General features: G+C 72.4%; 19 protein-coding genes and 1 pseudogene. 12 read left to right on the forward strand and 8 right to left on the reverse strand.

All coding sequences use genetic code 11. The features are described from left to right. Window positions 1-14 precede the first annotated feature (14 nt). The 6 genes from priA to hisF all read left to right on the forward strand — a co-directional run bounded on the left by priA (window position 15) and on the right by hisF (window position 4,046). On the forward strand, window positions 15-740 hold the full coding sequence (gene priA, locus AB0B85_RS17885; protein ID WP_357408504.1) for a bifunctional 1-(5-phosphoribosyl)-5-((5-phosphoribosylamino)methylideneamino)imidazole-4-carboxamide isomerase/phosphoribosylanthranilate isomerase PriA: 726 nt from the start codon (window positions 15-17) through the stop codon (window positions 738-740). Beyond that, entirely contained in the window at window positions 737-1,126 is a 390-nt protein-coding gene (locus AB0B85_RS17890) for a RidA family protein (protein ID WP_357408506.1), read from the forward strand. The genes priA and AB0B85_RS17890 overlap by 4 nt, the downstream gene beginning before the upstream one ends. A 93-nt stretch (window positions 1,127-1,219) precedes the next feature. Next, on the forward strand, window positions 1,220-1,666 hold the full coding sequence (locus AB0B85_RS17895; protein ID WP_357408508.1) for a MarR family transcriptional regulator: 447 nt from the start codon (window positions 1,220-1,222) through the stop codon (window positions 1,664-1,666). Between the two features lie 5 nt (window positions 1,667-1,671). Then, entirely contained in the window at window positions 1,672-2,103 is a 432-nt protein-coding gene (locus tag AB0B85_RS17900; protein WP_357408510.1) for an organic hydroperoxide resistance protein, read from the forward strand. A 43-nt stretch (window positions 2,104-2,146) separates the two neighbouring features. After that, window positions 2,147-3,145 (forward strand): NADP-dependent oxidoreductase, encoded by a 999-nt coding sequence (locus AB0B85_RS17905; RefSeq protein ID WP_357408512.1) that lies wholly within the window; start codon window positions 2,147-2,149, stop codon window positions 3,143-3,145. A gap of 133 nt (window positions 3,146-3,278) precedes the next feature. Continuing rightward, a complete protein-coding gene (gene hisF / locus AB0B85_RS17910) occupies window positions 3,279-4,046 on the forward strand; it encodes an imidazole glycerol phosphate synthase subunit HisF (protein ID WP_357408514.1) in 768 nt (255 codons plus the stop codon). A 5-nt stretch (window positions 4,047-4,051) separates the two neighbouring features. On the opposite strand, the gene AB0B85_RS17915 is transcribed toward hisF, so the two are convergent. Together AB0B85_RS17915 and AB0B85_RS17920 are read right to left on the reverse strand one after the other, a co-directional pair. Beyond that, complete coding sequence (locus AB0B85_RS17915; protein ID WP_357408516.1) at window positions 4,052-4,513, reverse strand: hypothetical protein; 462 nt, start codon at window positions 4,511-4,513, stop codon at window positions 4,052-4,054. 102 nt (window positions 4,514-4,615) lie between these two features. Then, a complete protein-coding gene (locus AB0B85_RS17920; RefSeq protein ID WP_357408518.1) occupies window positions 4,616-5,287 on the reverse strand; it encodes a hypothetical protein in 672 nt (223 codons plus the stop codon). A 59-nt stretch (window positions 5,288-5,346) separates the two neighbouring features. Here AB0B85_RS17920 and AB0B85_RS17925 point away from each other — a divergent pair, with 59 nt between their 5' ends. Together AB0B85_RS17925 and AB0B85_RS17930 are read left to right on the forward strand one after the other, a co-directional pair. Continuing rightward, the gene (locus AB0B85_RS17925; RefSeq protein WP_357408521.1) at window positions 5,347-6,804 is read left to right on the forward strand and encodes a PLP-dependent aminotransferase family protein; all 1,458 of its coding nucleotides are present in this window, start codon (window positions 5,347-5,349) and stop codon (window positions 6,802-6,804) included. A 162-nt stretch (window positions 6,805-6,966) separates the two neighbouring features. Beyond that, on the forward strand, window positions 6,967-8,271 hold the full coding sequence (locus tag AB0B85_RS17930) for a low temperature requirement protein A (RefSeq protein ID WP_357408523.1): 1,305 nt from the start codon (window positions 6,967-6,969) through the stop codon (window positions 8,269-8,271). 45 nt (window positions 8,272-8,316) lie between these two features. On the opposite strand, the gene AB0B85_RS17935 is transcribed toward AB0B85_RS17930, so the two are convergent. From AB0B85_RS17935 to AB0B85_RS17945, 3 genes are all read right to left on the reverse strand, one after another. Then, a complete protein-coding gene (locus tag AB0B85_RS17935) occupies window positions 8,317-10,143 on the reverse strand; it encodes a long-chain fatty acid--CoA ligase (RefSeq protein WP_357408525.1) in 1,827 nt (608 codons plus the stop codon). A 137-nt stretch (window positions 10,144-10,280) separates the two neighbouring features. Then, window positions 10,281-11,156: a terpene synthase gene (locus AB0B85_RS17940; protein ID WP_357408527.1), complete on the reverse strand. Its 876-nt coding sequence runs from the start codon at window positions 11,154-11,156 to the stop codon at window positions 10,281-10,283. 199 nt (window positions 11,157-11,355) lie between these two features. Beyond that, a complete protein-coding gene (locus tag AB0B85_RS17945; RefSeq protein ID WP_357408529.1) occupies window positions 11,356-11,985 on the reverse strand; it encodes a TIGR03085 family metal-binding protein in 630 nt (209 codons plus the stop codon). A 173-nt stretch (window positions 11,986-12,158) separates the two neighbouring features. On the opposite strand from AB0B85_RS17945, the gene AB0B85_RS17950 reads away from it, so the two are divergent. From AB0B85_RS17950 to AB0B85_RS17960, 3 genes are all read left to right on the forward strand, one after another. Beyond that, the gene (locus AB0B85_RS17950) at window positions 12,159-14,042 is read left to right on the forward strand and encodes an ABC transporter ATP-binding protein (protein ID WP_357408531.1); all 1,884 of its coding nucleotides are present in this window, start codon (window positions 12,159-12,161) and stop codon (window positions 14,040-14,042) included. A gap of 174 nt (window positions 14,043-14,216) precedes the next feature. Then, window positions 14,217-15,992: an ABC transporter ATP-binding protein gene (locus AB0B85_RS17955; RefSeq protein ID WP_357408532.1), complete on the forward strand. Its 1,776-nt coding sequence runs from the start codon at window positions 14,217-14,219 to the stop codon at window positions 15,990-15,992. 87 nt (window positions 15,993-16,079) lie between these two features. Beyond that, on the forward strand, window positions 16,080-16,829 hold the full coding sequence (locus tag AB0B85_RS17960) for a DUF2470 domain-containing protein (RefSeq protein ID WP_357408534.1): 750 nt from the start codon (window positions 16,080-16,082) through the stop codon (window positions 16,827-16,829). 33 nt (window positions 16,830-16,862) lie between these two features. Here the strand turns inward: AB0B85_RS17960 and AB0B85_RS17965 are convergent, their stop codons facing one another. The 3 genes from AB0B85_RS17965 to AB0B85_RS17975 all read right to left on the reverse strand — a co-directional run bounded on the left by AB0B85_RS17965 (window position 16,863) and on the right by AB0B85_RS17975 (window position 19,029). After that, the gene (locus AB0B85_RS17965) at window positions 16,863-17,459 is read right to left on the reverse strand and encodes a TetR family transcriptional regulator (RefSeq protein WP_357408536.1); all 597 of its coding nucleotides are present in this window, start codon (window positions 17,457-17,459) and stop codon (window positions 16,863-16,865) included. A gap of 62 nt (window positions 17,460-17,521) precedes the next feature. Continuing rightward, window positions 17,522-18,277: an ABC transporter permease gene (locus AB0B85_RS17970; RefSeq protein ID WP_357408538.1), complete on the reverse strand. Its 756-nt coding sequence runs from the start codon at window positions 18,275-18,277 to the stop codon at window positions 17,522-17,524. After that, window positions 18,274-19,029 carry an ABC transporter ATP-binding protein gene (locus AB0B85_RS17975; protein ID WP_357408540.1) on the reverse strand — a complete coding sequence of 252 codons (756 nt, stop codon included), beginning with the start codon at window positions 19,027-19,029 and terminating at the stop codon, window positions 18,274-18,276. The genes AB0B85_RS17970 and AB0B85_RS17975 overlap by 4 nt, the downstream gene beginning before the upstream one ends. 558 nt (window positions 19,030-19,587) lie before the next feature. Between AB0B85_RS17975 and AB0B85_RS17980 the strand changes: the two are divergent. After that, window positions 19,588-19,911 (forward strand): annotated as a pseudogene (locus AB0B85_RS17980) (phosphoribosyl-AMP cyclohydrolase); the annotation flags it as partial. Window positions 19,912-20,046 lie beyond the last annotated feature (135 nt).

Genomic DNA, 20,046 nt, shown 5'->3' on the forward strand with positions numbered 1-20,046 from the left:
TCGAGGAGAAGACGTTGAGCCTCACCCTGTTACCCGCCGTGGATGTCGCAGACGGCCGGGCCGTCCGGCTCGTGCAGGGCGCCGTCGGAAGCGAGAGCATCTACGGTGACCCGCTGGACTCCGCCCTGGCCTGGCAGCGGGACGGCGCTGAGTGGATCCACCTGGTCGACCTGGACGCGGCCTTCGGCCGGGGCACCAACGCGCACCTGCTCGCCGAGGTGGTGCGCCAGTTGGACGTGAAGGTGGAGCTTTCCGGCGGCATCCGTGACGACGAGTCGCTGCGGGCCGCGTTGGGCACCGGGGCGGCCCGGGTGAACATCGGCACCGCGGCGCTGGAGGACCCGGAGTGGTGTGACCGGGTGGTGGGGGAGTACGGCGACCGGGTCGCCATCGGATTGGACGTGCGGGGGCACACCCTCTCCGCGCGGGGTTGGACCCGGGACGGCGGCGACCTGTACGAGGTGCTGGAGCGGCTGGACAAGGCCGGCGCGAGTCGGTACGTGGTCACCGACATCACCAAGGACGGCACGATGCGCGGCCCGAACCTGGACCTGTTGCGCGAGGTGTGTGCCCGCACCGACCGGCCGGTGATCGCCTCGGGTGGGGTGTCCACGCTTGACGACCTGCGGGCGTTGGCGACCCTGGAGCCGGTCGGGGTGGAGGGTGTGATCGCCGGTAAGGCGCTCTACGCGGGCGCCTTCACGGTGGCCGAGGCGCTGCGGACCCTGGCCGAGGTGTGACGGTCACGCGGCTCGGGTCGGGTGGCCCGTGGGAGCAGCTCTACGGCTACTCCCGGGTGGTCCGGGCCGGCGATCGGGCCGTCACGGCCGGCTGCACCGCGACTGTCGACGGCCGGGTGGTGCATGTCGGTGACGCCGCCGCGCAGACCGCGCAGGCGCTGCGGATCGGTTTGGCAGCGCTTGCCGAGGTGGGTGCGGAGCCGGGTGACGTGGTCCGGACCAGGATGTACGTGACCGACCGGCGGTACGCCGACGAGGTGGGCCGGGCGCACAACGCGGTCTTCGGCGCGGTCCGGCCGGCGGCGACGCTCGTGGTGGTGGCCGCTCTGCTGGACCCGGAGCACCTGGTAGAGGTGGAGTTGGAGGCGTACCTCGGCGATCGCTGAGGTGGATCCGGCCGGCTCACGGTGCGAGCCGTGGACGGCCGCACCTCGGCCAGATAAGTTGTGCACAATTAAATCGCGGGCTATGGTTCATTGGTGACCGATGACCTGGTGCTGCGCCGGCAGGTGTGCTTCGCGCTCTACGCCGCGTCGCGCGCCCTGACCGACGTCTATCGGCCGATCCTCGACGAGTTCGGGCTGACCTACCCGCAGTACCTGGTGCTGCTGGTGCTCTGGGAGCGGCCCGACGCCGCCCCCACGGTGTCCGAGCTGGGCGCCGAGCTGCGGCTGGACTCCGGCACGCTCTCTCCGCTGCTCAAGCGGCTGGAGGGGGCGGGTCTGGTGCTCCGGCGGCGGTCGGCCCGCGACGAGCGGCGGGTCGAGGTCGGCCTCACCGAACAGGGGCGGGCGCTGCGCGAGCGGCTGTGCGACGTCCCGCCGCGCGTCGCGCAGGCCACCGGGCTCGACCTGAGCGAGCTGGTCGCGCTGCGCGACACCCTCACCCGGGTCACCGAGACCATCCACCGACAGAAGGAGCAGTGACTCTCGTGCAGGTTCTTTACACAGCGTCCGCGACCGCCAGCGGCGATGGCCGCGAAGGCCACGTCGAGACCTCCGACGGCACCTTCTCGCTCGACCTGGCCGCGCCGAAGGAGATGGGCGGCGCCGGTGGGGCAGCCAACCCCGAGCAGCTCTTCGCCGCCGGCTACGCGGCCTGCTTCCACAGCGCGCTGCGGCTGGTGGGCCGCCAGGCCAAGGCCGACGTGAGCGACTCCGTCGTCAGCGCCGAGGTGGGCATCGGCCCGAACGACAACGGCGGTTACGGGCTCACCGTGCAGCTCGTCGTCGACCTGCCCGCCGTGTCCCGGGAGGCCGCCGAGCGGATCGTCGAGCGGGCCCACCAGGTCTGCCCGTACTCCAACGCCACCCGCGGCAACATCGACGTCACGCTCACCGTCCGCGAGACCTCGGCCGCGTGACACCGCGGCCCCAGGCCCCCACGGACGAGAGGACCACCACCACGTGACCGACAATCGTGAGATCCACCTGGCCAGCCGACCGCAGGGCTGGCCCACCGAGGACATCTTCCGGCTCGTCAAGACCGATGTCCCGACGCCCGGACCGGGCCAGATCGTGGTCCGCAACCAGTACGTGTCAGTCGACCCGTACATGCGGGGACGGATGAACGACGTCAAGTCGTACGTGCCGCCGTTCGCGCTCGACGCGCCGCTGGAGGGTGCCGCGGTCGGCGAGGTGGTGGCCAGCGAGGCGGCGGACATCGCCGTCGGGGCCACCGTCCTGCACGGGCTGGGCTGGCGGGAGTACGCGCTGCTCGACGCCACCGCCGCCCGGCCGGTCGACCCGAGCCTGGCACCGGTCAGCGCGTACCTCGGTGTGCTTGGCATGACCGGGCTGACCGCGTACGCCGGGCTACTCGAGGTGGCGGCCATGAAGCCGGGCGAGACGGTCTTCGTCTCCGCGGCGGCCGGCGCGGTCGGCAGTCTGGTGGGCCAGATCGCCAAGCTCAAGGGTGCCGGTCGGGTGGTCGGCAGCGCCGGCTCGCCGGCCAAGGTGCAGCGGCTGATCGGGCTGGGTTTCGACGCCGCCTTCGACTACCACGACGGGTCGATCCGTGACTCGCTGCGCAGCGCCGCCCCGGACGGCGTGGACGTCTACTTCGACAACGTCGGCGGCGATCACCTGGAGGCGGCGATCTCGGCGATGAACCTGCACGGCCGGGCCGCCCTCTGCGGCATGATCGCGCAGTACAACGACGCCGAGCCGCCGGCCGCTCCACGCAACCTGGTGCAGGCCATCGGCAAGCGGCTCACCCTGCGGGGTTTCCTGGTCGGCGACCACAACCACCTGCGCGCCGCGTTCGTCCGTGACGTCGCGGGCTGGCTGCGCGAGGGCACCCTGTCCTACGACGAGACGATCGTGGACGGCATCGAGAACGCCCCGGCCGCGTTTCTCGGCGTTCTCCGCGGCGACAACGTGGGCAAGATGCTCGTCCGCGTGTAGGGAAGGGCACCCGGGTCAACGCCTGCGGTACGGCAAGAGCCCCTTCTCGCACGGGTTCGGGGCGCACTGACGGCACGGTGGTCGGCCCGAGAGGGCCGGCCACCGTCGTGTCACTGAGGGATAGGGTGGCGGCATGACGCTGGCGGTACGGGTGATCCCCTGTCTCGACGTGGACGCCGGGCGGGTGGTCAAGGGGGTCAACTTCCTCGATCTGCGCGACGCCGGTGACCCGGTGGAGTTGGCCGCGGCGTACGACCGGGCCGGTGCCGACGAGTTGACCTTCCTCGACGTCACCGCGTCCTCGAGCGACCGCGGCACCATGCTCGACGTGGTGCGCCGCACTGCCGAGTCGGTGTTCATCCCGCTGACCGTCGGTGGCGGTGTTCGCCAGGTCGCCGACGTGGACACGCTGCTGCGTGCCGGTGCGGACAAGGTCGGCGTGAACACCGCGGCCATCGCCCGGCCGGAGTTGATCGCCGAGATCGCCGACCGGTTCGGCCGGCAGGTGCTGGTGCTCTCCCTCGACGTGCGCCGTGCCCGGACCGACGCCACCCCCAGTGGCTTCGAGGTCACCACGCACGGGGGCCGCCGTGGCACGGGCATCGACGCGGTGCGATGGGCACAGCGGGGGGCCGAGCTGGGGGCGGGGGAGATCCTGCTCAACTCGATGGACGCCGACGGCACCAAGGCCGGTTTCGACCTGGAGTTGATCGCCGCGGTGCGGGCGGTGGTGGACGTGCCGGTGGTGGCCAGCGGGGGCGCCGGCGAGGTGGCCCACTTTCCGCCCGCTATCGGCGCGGGCGCGGACGCGGTGCTCGCCGCGAGTGTCTTCCACTTCGGCGAGCTGACCGTGGCCGAGGTCAAGGACGCGTTGCGGCACAGCGGCCACCCGGTGCGCTGAGGCGGTCAGTGCCCGCCGGAGTGCCCCTCCGGTGACCGGCGGGGCGTGGGAATCGACCGGACGGCGTATTCCTGCACGGCGGCGGCGTGGTCGGCTTCGTCCAGACTCCAGTCGGCGCTGCCGGGGGCGTGTCGGCGGGTCAGCACGCCCTGCACGGTGTCCACCATGGTCGCCACCCCGGCGCGGGGGCGGGTGCGCCAGAGCTGCTCACCCTCGGCGGTGATCCGGAACCAGCCGTCGGCGACGCTCACCAGCCCGGCACCGACCAGCCGCTGGACCGCGGCCTCCACCTCGTGCCGCTGCGGTATCGCGTGGTTGAGGTGGTCGGCGGTGGAGAGCACGTCGGTCAGGCGGACCCCCTCCGGTCGTCGACTCGTCGCCGACCGACGGTGCCGGCCGGCTCCGCTCGCGATGACGAGCGACACGAAGATCCAGGCGTCCGTCCAGCGCCAACCGTTCTCCCCCATGCAGAGATGATGACGGCGCGCGTCGCGGAAGGGAACACCCACCCTCCCATCTGGTACGCCGCACCACCACGACGTACCGGTTCGTGGACGGTGGGTGAGGTTTCAGCCGGCGGGGGTGACCGGCGCGGCGCTGCCCGGCGTGGGCGCGGGGTCCTCCGGTGCGGCAGCGGCGGGCACCTCGAACATCGGGATGAAGAGCTGGGCCAGCGGGCCGATGGCCAGCGCGTACGCGACGGTGCCCAGCCCGACAGTGCCGTCGAGCAGCCAGCCCAGCGCCAGCACGGTGACCTCGATGACGGTGCGCACCAGCCGGACCGACCGGCCCGGCCGGCGGGCCACGAAGCCGGTCATCAGCCCGTCTCGAGGGCCCGGCCCCAGTCGGGCACCGAGATAGAGGCCGGTGGCGGCACCGTTGGCGACGATCCCGGTGATCAGCAGCGCGATCCGGACGCCGAGCGGGCCACCGGGCGGCAGGAGGGCCAGGGTGGCGTCCACGACGAGGCCGACCACCACGACGTTGCTCACCGTGCCGAGCCCCGGCCGCTGTCGTAGTGGAATCCAGAGCAGCAGCACCAGCGCGCCGACGGCGATGGTGACGGTGCCGAAGGAGAGCCCGGTCAGCTTGGACAACCCCTGGTGGAACACGTCCCAGGGGTCCAGGCCCAGGTCGGAGCGGACCATCAGGGCCATGCTGACGCCGTAGAGCGCGAGTCCGAGGTAGAGCTGGACCAGTCGCCGCACGGGCCGCTGCCGCAGATTGCCAATCAGTGCCATGCGTGCCACTCTAGGTGCCAATCGTCGCAGAGGAAGAAGCCAATATCCGAGGAGTGGTCATGACCGGGCAGGTGCGAGGCGTCCAATTGGCCCGTCTTCTCGGCCAGTGGCACGCCCTGCCGGGCCGGCGGCGCAGCCCCGACTACGCCGCCCTGGCCGGCGCGGTCCGCGGTCTGCTCGCCGACGGCCGGTTACCGCTGGGCGTCCGACTTCCGGCCGAGCGGGAGCTGGCCGAGGCGCTGCGGATCAGCCGGACCACTGTCACCGCCGCGTACCGACAGCTGCGGGAGACCGGGCACCTGACCAGTCGCCGGGGGGCCGGCAGCTGGACGATGCTGCCCGGCAACCACCGGGTGGCCAGCACCGGCCTGTGGACCCCGCTCGACGACCGGGACATGCTCGACCTCGGCGTCGCCGCGTTGGCCGCCCCGCCGCAACTCCTGACCGCCGCCCGGGCGGCCACCGAGGACCTGCCCCGCTATCTGGGCGGTGCCGGCTACCACCCGACCGGCATCATCGAGCTGCGCGAGGCGGTGGCCGACGCGTACACCGCTCGGGGCCTGCCGACCTCGGCCGACCAGATCATGGTCACCAGCGGCACCCAACATGCCCTGGACCTGGTGTTGCGACTCGCGCTGGCCCCCGGCGGCAGCGTCCTGGTCGAGTCCCCGACCTACCCCAACGCGCTCGCCGCGCTGGCCGGCCGGCGCGCCCGGATCACCACCCACGGCCTGGCCGCCGATGCCGGTGGCTGGGACCCCGACCTGCTCCTGGGCAGCCTGCGGCAGACCCGGCCCAAGCTTGCCTACCTGATCCCGGAGTTCCAGAATCCGACAGGGCACCTGATGCCCGCCGCGCTACGTGAGCGGGTGGTGGCCACCGCCCACGCGGCCGGCACCGACCTGGTCATCGACGAGTCCTTCGTGGACCTCGCGCTTGACGACACCGAGGTGCCACCCCCGGTCGCCGTCCACGACCGGCACAGCCGGGTGATCAGCATCGGCGGGATGAGCAAGCCCTACTGGGGTGGCCTGCGGATCGGCTGGGTCCGCGCCGCCGCGCCGCAGGTGCAGCGGCTGGCCGCCGTCCGGGTCGGGGTGGACATGGCCAGCCCGGTGCTTGACCAACTTGTCGCGGTGCACCTGCTCGCCGATGCCGAGGCCATCGTCGCCGAGCGCCGCGTCCAGTTGACCGGCCAACGCGACGCCCTGCTCGGCGCGCTTGCGCACCGGCTGCCGGACTGGCGGGTCACCGTGCCAGGTGGTGGCGTGACGCTGTGGGCCGAGTTGGACGGTCCGGTCTCGAGCGCGTTGGCCCGGGCCGCCGAGGAGGTCGGCGTACGCCTGGCGCCGGGCCCCCGGTTCGGCCTGGACGGCACCCTGGAGCGCTTCCTGCGGCTGCCCTTCACCCTGCCCGCCGCGGACCTCGTGGAGGCCGTCGGGCGGCTCGCGGCGGTCCGCTACGACCTGGACCGGGGTGGCCGACAGCGGTGGCGGGAGCCGGCCGTCATCGCCTGAGCCCGCCGCCGGTAGCGACCGGATGGACCGACCTCCGGCCAGGTCTCCCCGGACCTGGCCGCGCTCGTCGCGGACCGCCGGGTAGGGGTGAGCGGTACCGTCACGTCCACCGCTCTGCCCGCAATGCGCCTTTCATCCCGTCGTGACTGCCACAATCTGCTGGTGGGCGAGGGTGCGACGGCGCGGGGGGTCCAGCGGAGCGCTCCGGGCTCCCGGGCCACCCGCCTCGAACTCTTCTACGACCTGATCTTCGTCTTCGCCTTTCTGAACGTCACCACCGTCACCGCCGGCAATCCGACCGCGCGCGGCCTGGCCCAGTGCCTGGTGGTGCTGGCGCTGCTCTGGTGGTGCTGGACCGGGTTCGCCGTGCTCGGCAACCTGGTCCGTACCGACCAGGGCATCGTCCCGCTGGTCGGCTTCGCGACAATGGCCGCCGCCTTCGTGCTGGCGCTGAGCCTGCCGAAGGCGTTCGTCGACCGCCCCGGCGGGCTGCCCGGCCCGTTGGTCTTCGCGGTCGGCTACTTCCTGGTCCGGGTGAGCGAGACGTCGATCTTCATCTGGGCCGGGCGGCGGAACCGGGACCTACGCCGACGCTGGCGACTGTTCGCCCTGCCGCCGCTGCTGGCCACGGCGCTCATCGTCGTCGCCGCACTGCTGCCGCAGCGGCTCTTCGACGGGAGCGCCGAGGGGGCTGCCCGGTTGGTGCTCTGGCTCGCGGCCCTGGCCGTGGAGTACGGGGCCGGGCTCACGCTGCGCGGCACCGGCTGGACGGTGCTCTCCGCCGGGCACTGGGCGGAGCGGCACGGCCAGATCGTCCTTATCGTCCTCGGTGAGGCCATCATCGCGCTCGGGCTCGCTCCCGGCGGCAGCGCCGTTCTGCTGCTGACCTGGCCGGTGCTCATCGCCGCGGTGCTCGGCGTCGCGGTGGCCGCGGCGCTGTGGTGGGCGTACTTCGACACCCTGGCGCTCGGCATGGAGCAGACCCTGCACCGGACCCGCGACCCCGCCGCCCGCGCCTCCCTGGCCCGCGACGCCTACACCTACCTGCACCTGCCGGTCATCGCCGGCGTCATCCTGTTCGCGCTCGGACTCAAGGGGCTGATCCACGAGGGAGCCGACGTCGGCACGCCGAGTTGGGGGGTTCCGCTGCCGAGCTTCGACCTGCTGGCGCTCTACGGCGGGGTAGCGCTCTATCTGCTCGCGCTCATCGTGCTGGGCCGGAAGATGCTCGCCGCCCCCCGCTGGCCCACGATCGGTGGAATTCTGCTGCTGCTCGTGCTGGTGCCGGTGGCCGGTTCGCTGCCCGAGATGTTCGCGTTGGCCATGCTGGCCGTGGCCACGTGGCTGGCCGTGGGGGCGCAGACGATCGTCGACGTCCGCCGGCGGCGCGAGGTCCGCGAGGTGGCGCTGGCGGAGCAACTCGCCGTGGAGGAGGACCAGACGAGGTGGCGGGGCCACCACCTGTGAGGGCCCCGTGCCGGCGGGGAGCCGGGCACGGGACCCTCTGTGGAATCAGAGTTCGGCGAGGCTGCCGGCGTACATCTTGTCGATCTCGCGGGCGAAGTTGCTCTCCACACCACGCCGCTTGATCTTCAAGGACGGGGTGATCTCGCCGTCCTCGATGGTGAGATCGCGGGGCAGGATGGTCACCTTCTTGATCTGCTCCCAGCGGTTGAGCCTGGCGTTGAGCTGGACGACGTGCTCGTCGATCATCGCCCGGGCCTCCGGCGAGGTGACGATCTCGGTGTAGCTGCGCCCCTCCAGCGGCCCGCCGGCGACCCAGCCCCGGATCCCGTCCGGGTCCAGCGTCACGAGCATCGTGCAGAAGTTGCGGGCCTGCCCGACGACTACCGCCTGCGAGGTGTACGGGCAGAGGGCCTTGAACAGTCCCTCGATGTGCGACGGCGCGATGTACTTGCCGCCCGAGGTCTTGACGAGGTCCTTCTTGCGATCGGTGATCTGGAGATAGCCCTGCTCGTCGAGGATGCCGATGTCACCGGTACGGAAGAAGCCGTCCTCGGTGAACACGGCGGCGGTCTCCGCCGGCAGGTTGTGGTAGCCGCGCATCACCGGTCGGCCGCGCAGCAGGACCTCCCCGTCGGCGTCCAGCCGGCACTCCAGGTCACCCAACGGCTGGCCCACAGTGCCGATCCGCAGCCCGCCCGGCGGGTTGACGAAGTTGCCGGCGCTGGTCTCGGTCAGGCCGTAGCCCTCCGAGATCGGCAGGTTCGCCGCGGCGAAGAAGGTGGCGATCTCCGGGCTGAGCGGCGCGGCGCCGGAGACCAGCACCCGCATCCGCCCGCCCAGGCGGGCCTGGAGCTTGCCGAACACCAACTTCTCGGCCAGCGCGTAGCGCAGCTTCAGCCCGGCCGGCACCGGCTTGCCCGCCTGCTCCAGGGCCACCTTCTCCTTGCCGACCCGCACCGCCCAGGCGAAGATCTTCGCCTTCGCGCCGCCCGCGCTCTGCGCGGTGGTCACCGCCCGGTTGTAGACCTTCTCGTAGATCCGGGGGGCGCCGCACATGAGCGTCGGACGGATAACCGACAGCATGTCGACAAGCTTGTCCACCCGCCCGTCGACGTAGGTGGGCAGCCCCACGTGGGTGGCGCCGCAGAGCAGTGTCTTGCCGAACGAGTGCGACAGCGGCAGCCACAGGTACTGCAGATCGTCGTCGAGCAGCAGCCCGGCCTCGGCCTGTGCCACAGCCTCCCAGCACCAGCCGCCGTGCAGCAGCTCGACGCCCTTGGGTCGGCCGGTGGTGCCCGAGGTGTAGATCAGGGTGGCCAGGTGGTCGGGGCCGATGCCGGCCACCAGCATGTCGATCAGTTCCGGTTCGGCGGCCAGCGCGCGGGCGCCCTGTTCCTCAAGCTCGCTGAGGGTCAGTTGCGGGATCGCGGCGGCGGGGTCGGCGGCGCCGTCGAGGAGCACCACGTGGGTGAGCGCGGGCAGGTCGGCGCCGACGATCTTCGCCGCCTGGGTCGGGTCTTCCGCGAACAGCACCTTCGACCCGGAGTCGGCGAGGATGTACGTCGCGTCCGCCGGTTCGGTGGTCGGGTAGACGGTGGTTGTCGCACCACCGGCACACAGGATGCCGAGGTCGATGATCACCCAGTCCAGCCGGGTGTTGGCGAGGATCGCGACCGGATCCTCCTGGCCGATACCCAGCCCGTGCAGGCCGGCGGCGACCGCCTTGGCACGCTGGCTGACCTGCGCCCAGGTCAGCCAGGCCGGCCCCGAGTCGTCGGCGTTCGGGGACGCGAAAGCGTGCCGGTCGGGGGTGGCCGCCACGCGCTTGAGGAACATGTCCGGGATAGAGCGGTACGGTACATCGAGAGCCATCGCTGTAGCCGCCTTCGAGGGTGGTGGCGTGACGGTGATCACGTCGTGAGGGTTACCGAAGAGTATTGCCTGGCGGGGTGCATCGGCTAGCCCTGGTGATCATCCGGCCGTCCTACCCTCCGCCCGGTCCGGTCGATTCAGGCGTACCGGGCGGCCACAATTGACCAGTCGTAGGTGGCACGAACCCAGTTGCGCCGTGCGGCGAGCGCGTCGCGCAAGCCGTCGTCCCCGCTGGCCAGCAGCGACTCCTCGACATCGAGGTACGCGGCCAGCCCCTTGTTGAACTGGTCCGCCGCGGCCCGCAGCGCGTCCGCCTCGTTCGCGCCGCTGTCGCGGGCGAGCACCGTCACCAGGTTGTGCGCGTCCGGGTCCACCTGGCTCTCCTTGCCGTAGGAGAACAGGTCGTTGCACCAGCAGACCAGGTCCACCGCCAGCAGATCCAGGGCGACGAGCGCCGGCTCGACGCGCCGGGTCACCCCGAGCGGCCGGGCCGCCGCCAGGTCGGTAAGCGTGAGGCACGGGCGTACCCCGCCGATGTGTCGCCGCAGTTGGACGTACTCCGCCACCTCGGGCACCCGCCGACGCTCCCGGTTGGTCGCCTCCCAGAGCAACGCCAGCAGGTACTCCCGCATCTGGCTGACGAACCGCAACAGCAGGGCCGGGTGGTCGTGCAGTCGGGTACGGCGGCACAGGTCGTGCAGCGCGTCACCGAGCGGCCCGACGGTGGGCGGTGCGACGTTCGGGTCGCCGCATCGGTCCAGCACGTCGATCAGGGTGCTGATCGCCGGCCCCAACCGGGCCGGATTGGCGCCAAGGCCGTCCTCGTCGCACGCGTCGTCCATCACGAAGAGCCAGCTGATCAGGTCGGTGAGCAGGCGCAGCCCGTCCACCGACCCGTCCGGGCAGGCCCGTCCGGCCAGGCCGGCGGCGTCGGCCCGTTGTAGCCGGTGCACACGTTGGCTGGAATCGACCAGCCCAAACGTGCGCGCCCACTCGACGCTCTCGCTCGCCACCTGCTCTGTGGCGCCATGGTGCCCGCCCCGAAAGGGAGGCTCCCGCAGCGCCGAAATCGCAAAATTCCGCACAGTGCGCCCCCACTTCGTACCGCCCGGCGCGGAGCGGCGCGGTGAAGCGTACGGGAGGAGACATCAGTACGCGTCGCTGGGTGTGGGGAACGCCACACTTGACTTGTGACCGCTTAAGCTCAGGGAGTCACATGCCCAGGCTGGCGCCGCGCAGTTGCCGCGCGGCTGCGGTGGTGCCGTCCAGTTGGACCCGCGCCACCCGCTGCCGGCCGGAGAGGAACAGGGCCAGTTCGGCGGGGGCGCCGACCAACCGCAGCGGCTCCCCGCCCCGACCGACGGAGATCTCGCCGTGACCGGGTGCCTGCACGTAGAGGTCCGCCGGAAAGCGGCGCAGGGCCAGCCGGGCCAGTGTGGCGACCCGCTTCCACAGGGCGTTCTGCAGGCCGGCGGGCAGGTCGCGCGGCTGCCACCCGGAGCCGGCCCGCCGCACGTCCTCGTGATGGATGAAGAACTCCATCGTGTTCGCCAACTCGTCGGTGAGCGGGTTGCTGACCGGGCTCCACAGCGGCGGCCGGCGTACCTGCGCCACCAGCTCCGGGTAGGGCCGCGCGGCGAGTCGGCGGCGCACCCGTTCGGCGTAGCCGCGCAGCGGCGGCAGCAGGATCCCGCCGGCCGCGTCGGGGCGGCGCTCCCGCAGCACCAGGTGCGCGGCGAGGTCACGGGTCACCCACCCCTCGTTGATCGTCGGGGCGTCCGGCCCGAGGGCCAGCAGAAGATCGGCCAGCGCCTCGCGCTCGGCTCGGGCGTACCGCGGCATGGGCCGATCGTAGGCCCGGTCGCTCGTCGGCGCGCGGCAACGGCCGGCGGGCCGTCGCACGCCGCCTGTCGCCATCCGGTACGTGACGGTCGACATATCCGCTCCGGGTCGGCGGCGCTGGCCCGGACCGGTAAGGATGAGGGAGATAATTGCGGCTTACGGCGGGGGAGAGCGTGGCGAGCAAGACAAGTCGGGACGTACTCAGTCGAGGGCTGGGCGTCCTGCGGCAGGCGATCCGCGAGCAGCCCCGAATCTTCACGGTCGCTGTGGTCGGCAGCGTGCTCTTCGGTGGAATGATCATCGTGAGCGCGCGGGTCGTCGGGACGGTCATCGGTGAGGTGGCGCTGCCGGCCATCTCCCGCGGTGAGGTGGGCGCCGGGACCCTGGCGTTGGCCGCGACCGCGTTGTTCGGGATCAGCGTGCTGCGGGTGGCGGGCATCTTCGGCCGCCGGCTCGGGGCGGGCTACATGCAGTACCGCCTCCAGGCCTCCTACCGCCGCCGGGTCACCCGCCGCTACCTGGAGCTGCCGCTGTCCTGGCACCACCGCAACTCCACCGGCACCCTGCTGTCCAACGCCAACTCCGACGTGGAGGCGGCCTGGTACCCGATCGCACCGCTGCCCTTCGCCGTCGGCACGCTCGTGATGCTTGTCGGCGCGATCGTGTCGCTCTTCGCCACCGACTGGGCGCTCGCCCTGGTCGGCCTGGCGGTCTTCCCCGCGCTGTTCGCGCTCAACGTCGTCTACTCCCGCCGGATGGCACCCCGCCAGGCCCGGGCGCAGCGCCTACGCGCCGAGGTCAGCGGCATCGCCCACGAGAGCTTCGACGGCGCCCTGGTGGTCAAGACGATGGGCCGCGAGGCCCAGGAGACCGCCCGGTTCGCGGGTCGCGCCGGTGAACTGCGCGACTCGTTGATCGCTGTCGGTCGGCTGCGCGGCGTCTTCGACCCCCTGTTGGAGACCCTGCCCAGCCTCGGCACCCTCGCCGTGCTGGTGGTCGGGGCGTTCCGGCTGCGCCAGGGCGCGATAAGCGTGACCGAGTTGGTGAGCGTGGCCTTCCTCTTCACAGTGCTGGCCTTCCCGGTGCGGGCCATCGGTTGGGTGCTTGCCGAGTTGCCGCGCAGCGTCGCCGGCTGGGACCGGGTCCGCCGGGTGCTCGACGCCACCGGCGAGATGCCGTACGGGCGGCGCGTGCTCGACCCGGCCGGTGCCGGCCCGGCCACCCTCGCCTTCAGTGACGTGCACTTCTCCTACCCGCCGGCCGAGGCGCACCAGGCCGGTGCGCAGGTCCTCGGCGAGGTCGGCTTCACGGTGCCGGCCGGCCGGACGGTGGCCCTGGTCGGGCCCACCGGCGCCGGCAAGTCCACGATCGCCTCGCTCGCGGTGCGCCTCGTCGATCCGGACTCCGGCATCGTCACCCTGGACGGGGTGGACGTGCGCGAGCTGACCGCCGCCTCGCTGGCCGGCACTGTGGCGTTGGTCGCGCAGGTGCCGTTCGTCTTCGACGACACGGTCCGGGCGAACATCGCCCTCGACCGGCCGGGCATCGACGACGAGGCGGTCTGGGCGGCGTTGCGGTTGGCCGAGGCGGACGGGTTCGTCGCCGCGTTGCCCGAGGGCCTGGACACCATGGTCGGCGAGCGGGGCACCTCGCTCTCCGGTGGGCAGCGTCAGCGGCTCACCCTGGCCCGCGCGTTGGCCGGCCGGCCGCGCCTGCTGGTGCTCGACGACGCGACGAGCGCTGTCGATCCGCGGGTGGAGGCGGCCATCCTGGCCGGGCTGCGGTCCGCGTCGGCCGAGCCGGGGGTGCCGGTCGCGTCGATCCTGGTGGTGGCGTACCGGCGGGCCACCATCGCGCTCGCCGACGAGGTGATCTACGTGGAGCAGGGCCGGGTGCTCGCCCGGGGCACGCACAGCGAGTTGTTGGCCACCGTGCCCGGCTACGTCGACCTGGTCACCGCCTACGAGCAGGCGGAGGTCGAGCGGGCGCAGGAGAGCGCGTACGGCGACGAGGTCGCGTCGCTGCCCTCGGGCCTGGAGATCGAGGTGGACCGGTGAGCGCGAGGAGTGCAGCGAAGCGGAGCCCCGCAGTCGCGAACGAAAGGCCGGCTCGGTGAGCGCGAGGAGTGCAGCGAAGCGGAGCCCCGCAGTCGCGAACGAAAGGCCGGCTCGGTGAGCGCGAGGAGTGCGGCGAAGCGGAGCCCCGCAGTCGCGAACGAAGGGCGGGATCCGGTGACGACGGTGGATGGTGCCGAGCGGGAGGAGACGACCTGGCAGACCCTGCGTCGTGGGTTGGCGCTGTCGCCTGAGTTGCGGACCGGCCTGGCCGGCACCCTGGCGCTGGCGTTGGTCTACATGGTTGGTCGGGTGGCCGTGCCGGTGGCCGTGCAGCAGGGCATCGACCGGGGCATCGTGGGCGGCCTGAACCTCGACGTGGTGTGGTCGGTGGTGGCGGTCACCGCGGCGATCCTGACTGTCACGACGGTCTGCGGCTATCTGATGATGCGCCGGCTGTTCACGGTGAGTGAGACGGCGTTGGCCAACGTCCGGACGCGGGCGTTCCGTCACGTGCACGACCTGTCGATGTTGCACCAGCAGTCCGAGCGGCGGGGCTCGCTCGTTTCCCGGGTCACCAGCGACGTCGACCAGATCACCCAGTTCCTCCAGTGGGGTGGGGTGATCCTGTTGGTGAACCTCGGTCAGCTGGTGGTCACCACCGCCGTCATGCTCGCGTACTCCTGGCAGTTGACCCTTGTGGTGTTGGCCGCGTTCCTGCCTGCGGTGTTCGTGATCCGGCAGTTGCAGCGCCGGTTGGGTTCGGCGTACGCGACGGTGCGTCAGCGCACCGGGACGCTGCTCGGCACGATCGGCGAGAGCGTGGTGGGCGCGCCGGTGATCCGGGCGTACGGGATCGCGGGGCGTACCGAGCGGCGGTTGGACGAGGCTATCGACGGGCAGCGGCTGGCGCAGCAGCGGGCGATCCGGATCAGCATCGTGGGTAGCTCGGTCGGCGAGTTGGCGGCGGGGCTGGCGTTGGCGGGTGTGGTGGTGCTCGGGGTCACGCTCGGTGTGGACGGGACGCTGTCGATCGGCCAGTTGACCGCGTTCCTGTTCCTGGTGACGCTCTTCATCCAGCCGGTGCAGATCGCCACCGAGGTGCTCAACGAGGCGCAGAACGCGATCGCCGGTTGGCGCCGGGTGCTGGATGTGCTTGACGTCGCTCCGGATGTGGCAGACCCGGGGGAGCAGGGGCGCAAGCTGCCGGCCGGGCCGTTGGACATCCGGTTCGCCGGGGTGCGGTTCGCCTACCCGGGTGGCCCGCCGGTGCTGCACGACATCGACCTGGAGATCGCGGCGAAGAGCCGGGTGGCGGTGGTCGGCGAGACCGGCAGCGGCAAGACCACCTTCGCGAAGTTGCTGACCCGGTTGATGGACCCGTCGGCCGGGGCGGTGCTGCTGTCCGGGGTGCCGCTGGCGCAGGTGCGGTTCGACTCGCTGCGTTCCCGGGTGGTGATGGTGCCGCAGGACGGGTTCCTCTTCGACGCGACGGTGGGGGACAACGTCCGGTTCGCCCGGCCGGAGCTGACCGACGAGGAGCTGAGCGTGGCCTTCACGGAGCTGGGCCTGTCGGATTGGCTGGAGGGTCTGCCGGCGGGTCTGGACACGCCGGTCGGCGAGCGTGGCGAGGCGCTCAGCGTCGGTGAGCGGCAGTTGGTCGCGTTGGCCCGCGCGTATGTGGCCGACCCGGATCTGTTGGTGCTGGACGAGGCGACGAGCGCTGTGGACCCGGCGACCGAGGTGCGCCTGCAGCGCACCCTGGACGCGGTCACCAGGGGGCGGACCACCCTCGCGATCGCGCACCGGCTCTCCACGGCCCAGGCCGCCGACGAGGTGATCGTTGTGGATCGGGGGCGGGTGGTGCAGCGGGGCCCGCACGACGAGCTGGTCCGCGACGCCGACTCGGTCTACGGCCTGCTCTACGCCTCCTGGCTGGAGCAGACCAGGTGAGGCGTCCGCGCGCTGAGTGGTGGACGCCGGCGGCCGGGTGCTCTAGGCTCCGGGTTAGGTAAGCCTAACCTTTGAGGAGGTCGCGCCATGCGGCCCAACCCCGCCGAGATCGTTCGTACCCTGGTCGCCGGCCGGCTGCCCGGCCTGGTCCATCTCGCGCACCGGCCGAGCCCGCACCACGTCCGGCACGTGACCGACCCGGAGGGGCGGGTGCTGCTGCTGGTGCCGGTGGCCAGCCACCTGGCCGCCGCGCTGCGACCGGTTGCCGGGGTCGGCGACGTCGCGGTGGTGCTCGACGTGCTCGACCTGCCGCCCGCCGCCGGTGCGCCGGGTCTGGGCCGGGCCTGGGTTTCCGGCTGGGCGGTCGAGCTGCACGGCGACGAGGTCCGCCGGGCGGCGCTCGACTTCGCCGCGGTGGAGCCGACCGGTGACCTGCTCGACCTGGGCACCCGGTTCCGGCTGTTCCGCTTCGAGGTGGTCGAGGTCCGTTGGGAACGCGCCGGCGCCGTGCTCCGGATCGACCCGGGGGAGTACGCGGAGGCGGAGCCGGACCCGGTGCACCCGGTCGAGGCGCGGCTGCTCGCCGACCTCTCCGAGCGCCACGGTGCCCAGGTGACCGCGTACCTGCGCCGGCAGCTCGGCCTGACCGAGCGGACCCTCGACGGGCCGCCCCGGGTGGTGCGGATCGACCGCTACGGGCTGGTGGTCGCGCTCGGCCACCCCGGCGCCCGGCGTCGGATCCGGTTGGCGTTCCCCGATCCGGTGACCGACCCGGCCGACCTGCCGCGACTGCTGCCGCCGCTGCGCCTGCCCGCCGGCACCCGCCCATCGGGCTGAGCGCGACCCGTGCCGCGCCGGCCCGCGGGCGCGTCAGACCGGCAGCGGGCCGGTGAGGTAGCGCTGGATTGTCGGGCCGATAGCGGCGACAAGGGTTTCCGGGTCCGCGGAGGCGACCGGCTCCAGGCGCACCACGTGCCGCATCATGGCCAGGCCGATCATCTGGGTGGCCACCAGGGAACCGCGCAGCGGCAGTTGGGCCGGGTCGACGTCGAGCTGTTCGAGCACCCGCCGCAGGACCTGGGTGGTGACGAACTCGCGCAGCAGGCGAGCGGTCCACTCGTTGCTCACCGCGGAACGCAGCAGTGCCTGGGCGGCGCTGCCGGCCGGTGAGTCCCAGATGCCGAGGAACGTGCGCACCAGGCGCTCGCCGGCGCCGTCCGGGTCACCGACGAGCACGTCCGGCAGGAACTGGCCAGGGTCGACCGGAAAGTCCATCGCGGTGCGGAAGAGCTGGTCCTTGCTGCCGAAGTAGTGGTGCACCAACGCCGGGTCGACGCCGGCGGTGGCGGCGATGGCGCGGATCGAGGCGGAGTCGAAGCCACGCTCGGCGAACGCGCTGCGCGCCGCGTCGAGGATCGCCTCCCGGGTGTCCGGGTTGCCGGGTCGCCGGCCGGTCCGCCGCGTCATCGCCGCCCCTCGTTCGTCCGCCTGGGCAGCCGTGGGCCGATCCGCCCACGGCTGCCGCAGCCTCACCCGCTGCGTCGGCGCAGGGTGGCCGCCGCGAGCACCAGCGCCAGCACCACCGCGCCGAGCACCACCGCCACGTCCCACCACATTGTGCCGGTCGGCTCGGCGTGGGCGCCGACCTCCTGCAACGCCTCGATGGCGTACGACAGGGGGAAGGCGTCACTGAGCGCCTGGAGCCAACCGGCCATCTCGTCGCGGGCCACGAACAGCCCGCAGAGCAGCAGTTGGGGGATCACCACGACTGGCAGGAACTGTACTGCCTGGAACTCGGTACGCGCGAAGGCGCTGCACAGCAGCCCGAGCGCGACGCCGAGCACGGCGTCGACGACAGCGATCCCGATCACCAGCCAGCTGCTGCCGGCGGTGTCCAGGTCGAAGATCCAGTACGCCACGGCGGCGGCGACGGCCGCCTGTGCGGCAGCGGCCAGCCCGAACGCGATGCCGTACCCGAAGAGCAGGTCGAGCTTGCCCAGCGGCGTGGTGAGCAGCCGCTCCAGGGTGCCGGAGGTGCGTTCCCGGAGCATGGCGATGCTCGTCACCAGGAACATGATCACGAAGGGGAAGATGCCGAGCATCACCAGCGCGACCCTGTCGAACGTGCTCGGCTGGCCGGGTGGGGTCGGCTGGTCGGCGTACATGAAGTGGACGAGGGTGAGCAGGACGGCCGGCACCACCACGAGCAGCGCGATGGTCCGGCGATCGTGCCGGAGTTGACGCAGGATGCGGCCGGTGGTGGCGACCAGGATCCGGGGGTTCATGAGGGCTCCTGTCCGGCTTGCGAAGCGGTGCTGGTCGGGTCCGCCTCGCTGGCCCGGATCAGGCGCAGGAACGCCTCGTCGAGGTCGTCCACTCCGGCGGCGGCGCGGATGGCGGCCGGGCTGTCGTCGGCGATCAACCGCCCCTGGCGGATCAGCAGCAACCTGTCGCAGCGGGCCGCCTCGTCCATCACGTGGCTGGACACCAGCAGGGTGGTGCCGGCGGCGGCCATCGCGTGGAACCGGGCCCAGAGGTCGGCCCGCAGCACCGGGTCCTGACCGACGGTCGGTTCGTCGAGAATGACCAGCTCCGGCTCCCCGACCAGGGCGCAGGCCAGCGAGGCGCGGCTGCGTTGACCGCCGGAGAGGGTGGCGACCAGTTGACCGGCGGCCTCGGCCAGCCCGACATCGCGTATCGCCCGGTCGGCCTCGACCCGCCCCCGCCCGTGAAGGGCCGCGAAGTAGCGGGCGTTCTCCCGGACGGTCAGGTCGGCGTAGACGCTCGGTGCCTGGGTCAGGTAGCCCACCCGGTGCCGCAGCGCCGGGGTGCCCGCCGGTTGCCCGAGGACGGTGACCGTCCCGCCGTTGACCACCTGAACCCCGACCACGGCGCGCATGAACGTGGTCTTGCCACTGCCGCTGGGGCCGAGCAGCCCGGTGACGGCGCCGCTGGTGACCCGGCAACTGATGCGGTCCAGCACCCGCCGCCCGCCCCGGTCGACGACCAGGTCGCGGACGGCTATCGCGTCGTGCATCGTGCACCTCCCAAGAAACTCATCATCTGTTGAAATCAACGCTAGATGAAATACCGAGCCGGGCGCAACGGCCGGGAGCGGTGGCCGACTGTCCGCTGTTGCGGAGAGCATGAGAACGGGCAGTAGGCTCCGGACCGGACACCGAGTCCGCCAACGGGCATTGCGCGCTGATCGGACGTACGGCACGATGGCGCGGTGGGTCACGCTCCGTTACCGGACAGCGGTTTTCTTGAGGACTGGGCCGCGCGGTTGCGGCAGGGCGCCGAGCGGCCGGTCGTCGGCATCCTGCTGCGCGGCAGCCACGCCCGCCGGGCCGCCACCGCGCACAGCGACGTCGACCTCGACGTGCTGGTCGGCGGGGCACCGTACGCCGCACGCCAGGCGTACCTGGCCGAATCAGCTGGTCGGGTCACCCACGTCTCGGTCGCCGCCCGGGACGTCCGCTCCTGGGTGCACCGGCTCGGCGAACCGGCCGACTGGGCGTTCGGGCTGCCGGTCACCGCACCGGCGCGGCTGCTCTGGGCCGACCCGCACTGGCGGCCCCGAATCGACCTGCCGGTGCTCTGTCAGCCCGCCGAGCCACCCCGGCTCGAGGAGTTGATCGCCACGCTCGGTAAGGCAGCCGCCGCCCGGTCCGCCCACGACCGCCTCGGGGTCCGGCTCGCCGTCGCCGACCTGGCTCGGCTGTGCCCGTCGGTGCTGCGACCCGCCAACCCGTCGGTGCGGGTCCACTCCCGTCGGGCGGCCTTCGCGGCGGCCCTGGACCTGCCGGTGGCCCCGCCGGGCTACCGGGCGGACATGCTGCTCTGCCTCGGACTGCGACCAGGGGCCACCGGCCAGCTGTGGGCCGCCGCCGTACGACTGGTCGCCGGCACCCTGCCGTTGATCCGGCCGTACGCCGAGGAGATCGCCGAGGCCACCGGTGCGGACCTGGCCGCCGCCCTTGTCGACGGCCGGCTGGACCGTTACGTGGCCCAGCTGGCCCGGCCCGAGGGGTCCGCGCCGCAGCCCTGCCGG

Origin of the sequence: Micromonospora sp. NPDC049044 (genome assembly GCF_040649215.1) — a bacterium.
Classification (GTDB): Bacteria; Actinomycetota; Actinomycetes; order Mycobacteriales; family Micromonosporaceae; genus Micromonospora.

What these genes read in the sequence shown, in the direction of transcription:
- hisF (WP_357408514.1), top strand. Translation starts at nt 3,279, where the DNA reads ATGACGCTGGCGGTACGGGTGATCCCCTGTCTCGACGTGGACGCCGGG.
- AB0B85_RS17915 (WP_357408516.1), bottom strand. Translation starts at nt 4,513, where the DNA reads ATGGGGGAGAACGGTTGGCGCTGGACGGACGCCTGGATCTTCGTGTCG.
- AB0B85_RS17920 (WP_357408518.1), bottom strand. Translation starts at nt 5,287, where the DNA reads ATGGCACTGATTGGCAATCTGCGGCAGCGGCCCGTGCGGCGACTGGTC.
- AB0B85_RS17925 (WP_357408521.1), top strand. Translation starts at nt 5,347, where the DNA reads ATGACCGGGCAGGTGCGAGGCGTCCAATTGGCCCGTCTTCTCGGCCAG.
- AB0B85_RS17935 (WP_357408525.1), bottom strand. Translation starts at nt 10,143, where the DNA reads ATGGCTCTCGATGTACCGTACCGCTCTATCCCGGACATGTTCCTCAAG.
- AB0B85_RS17945 (WP_357408529.1), bottom strand. Translation starts at nt 11,985, where the DNA reads ATGCCGCGGTACGCCCGAGCCGAGCGCGAGGCGCTGGCCGATCTTCTG.
- AB0B85_RS17960 (WP_357408534.1), top strand. Translation starts at nt 16,080, where the DNA reads ATGCGGCCCAACCCCGCCGAGATCGTTCGTACCCTGGTCGCCGGCCGG.
- AB0B85_RS17965 (WP_357408536.1), bottom strand. Translation starts at nt 17,459, where the DNA reads ATGACGCGGCGGACCGGCCGGCGACCCGGCAACCCGGACACCCGGGAG.
- AB0B85_RS17970 (WP_357408538.1), bottom strand. Translation starts at nt 18,277, where the DNA reads ATGAACCCCCGGATCCTGGTCGCCACCACCGGCCGCATCCTGCGTCAA.
- AB0B85_RS17975 (WP_357408540.1), bottom strand. Translation starts at nt 19,029, where the DNA reads ATGCACGACGCGATAGCCGTCCGCGACCTGGTCGTCGACCGGGGCGGG.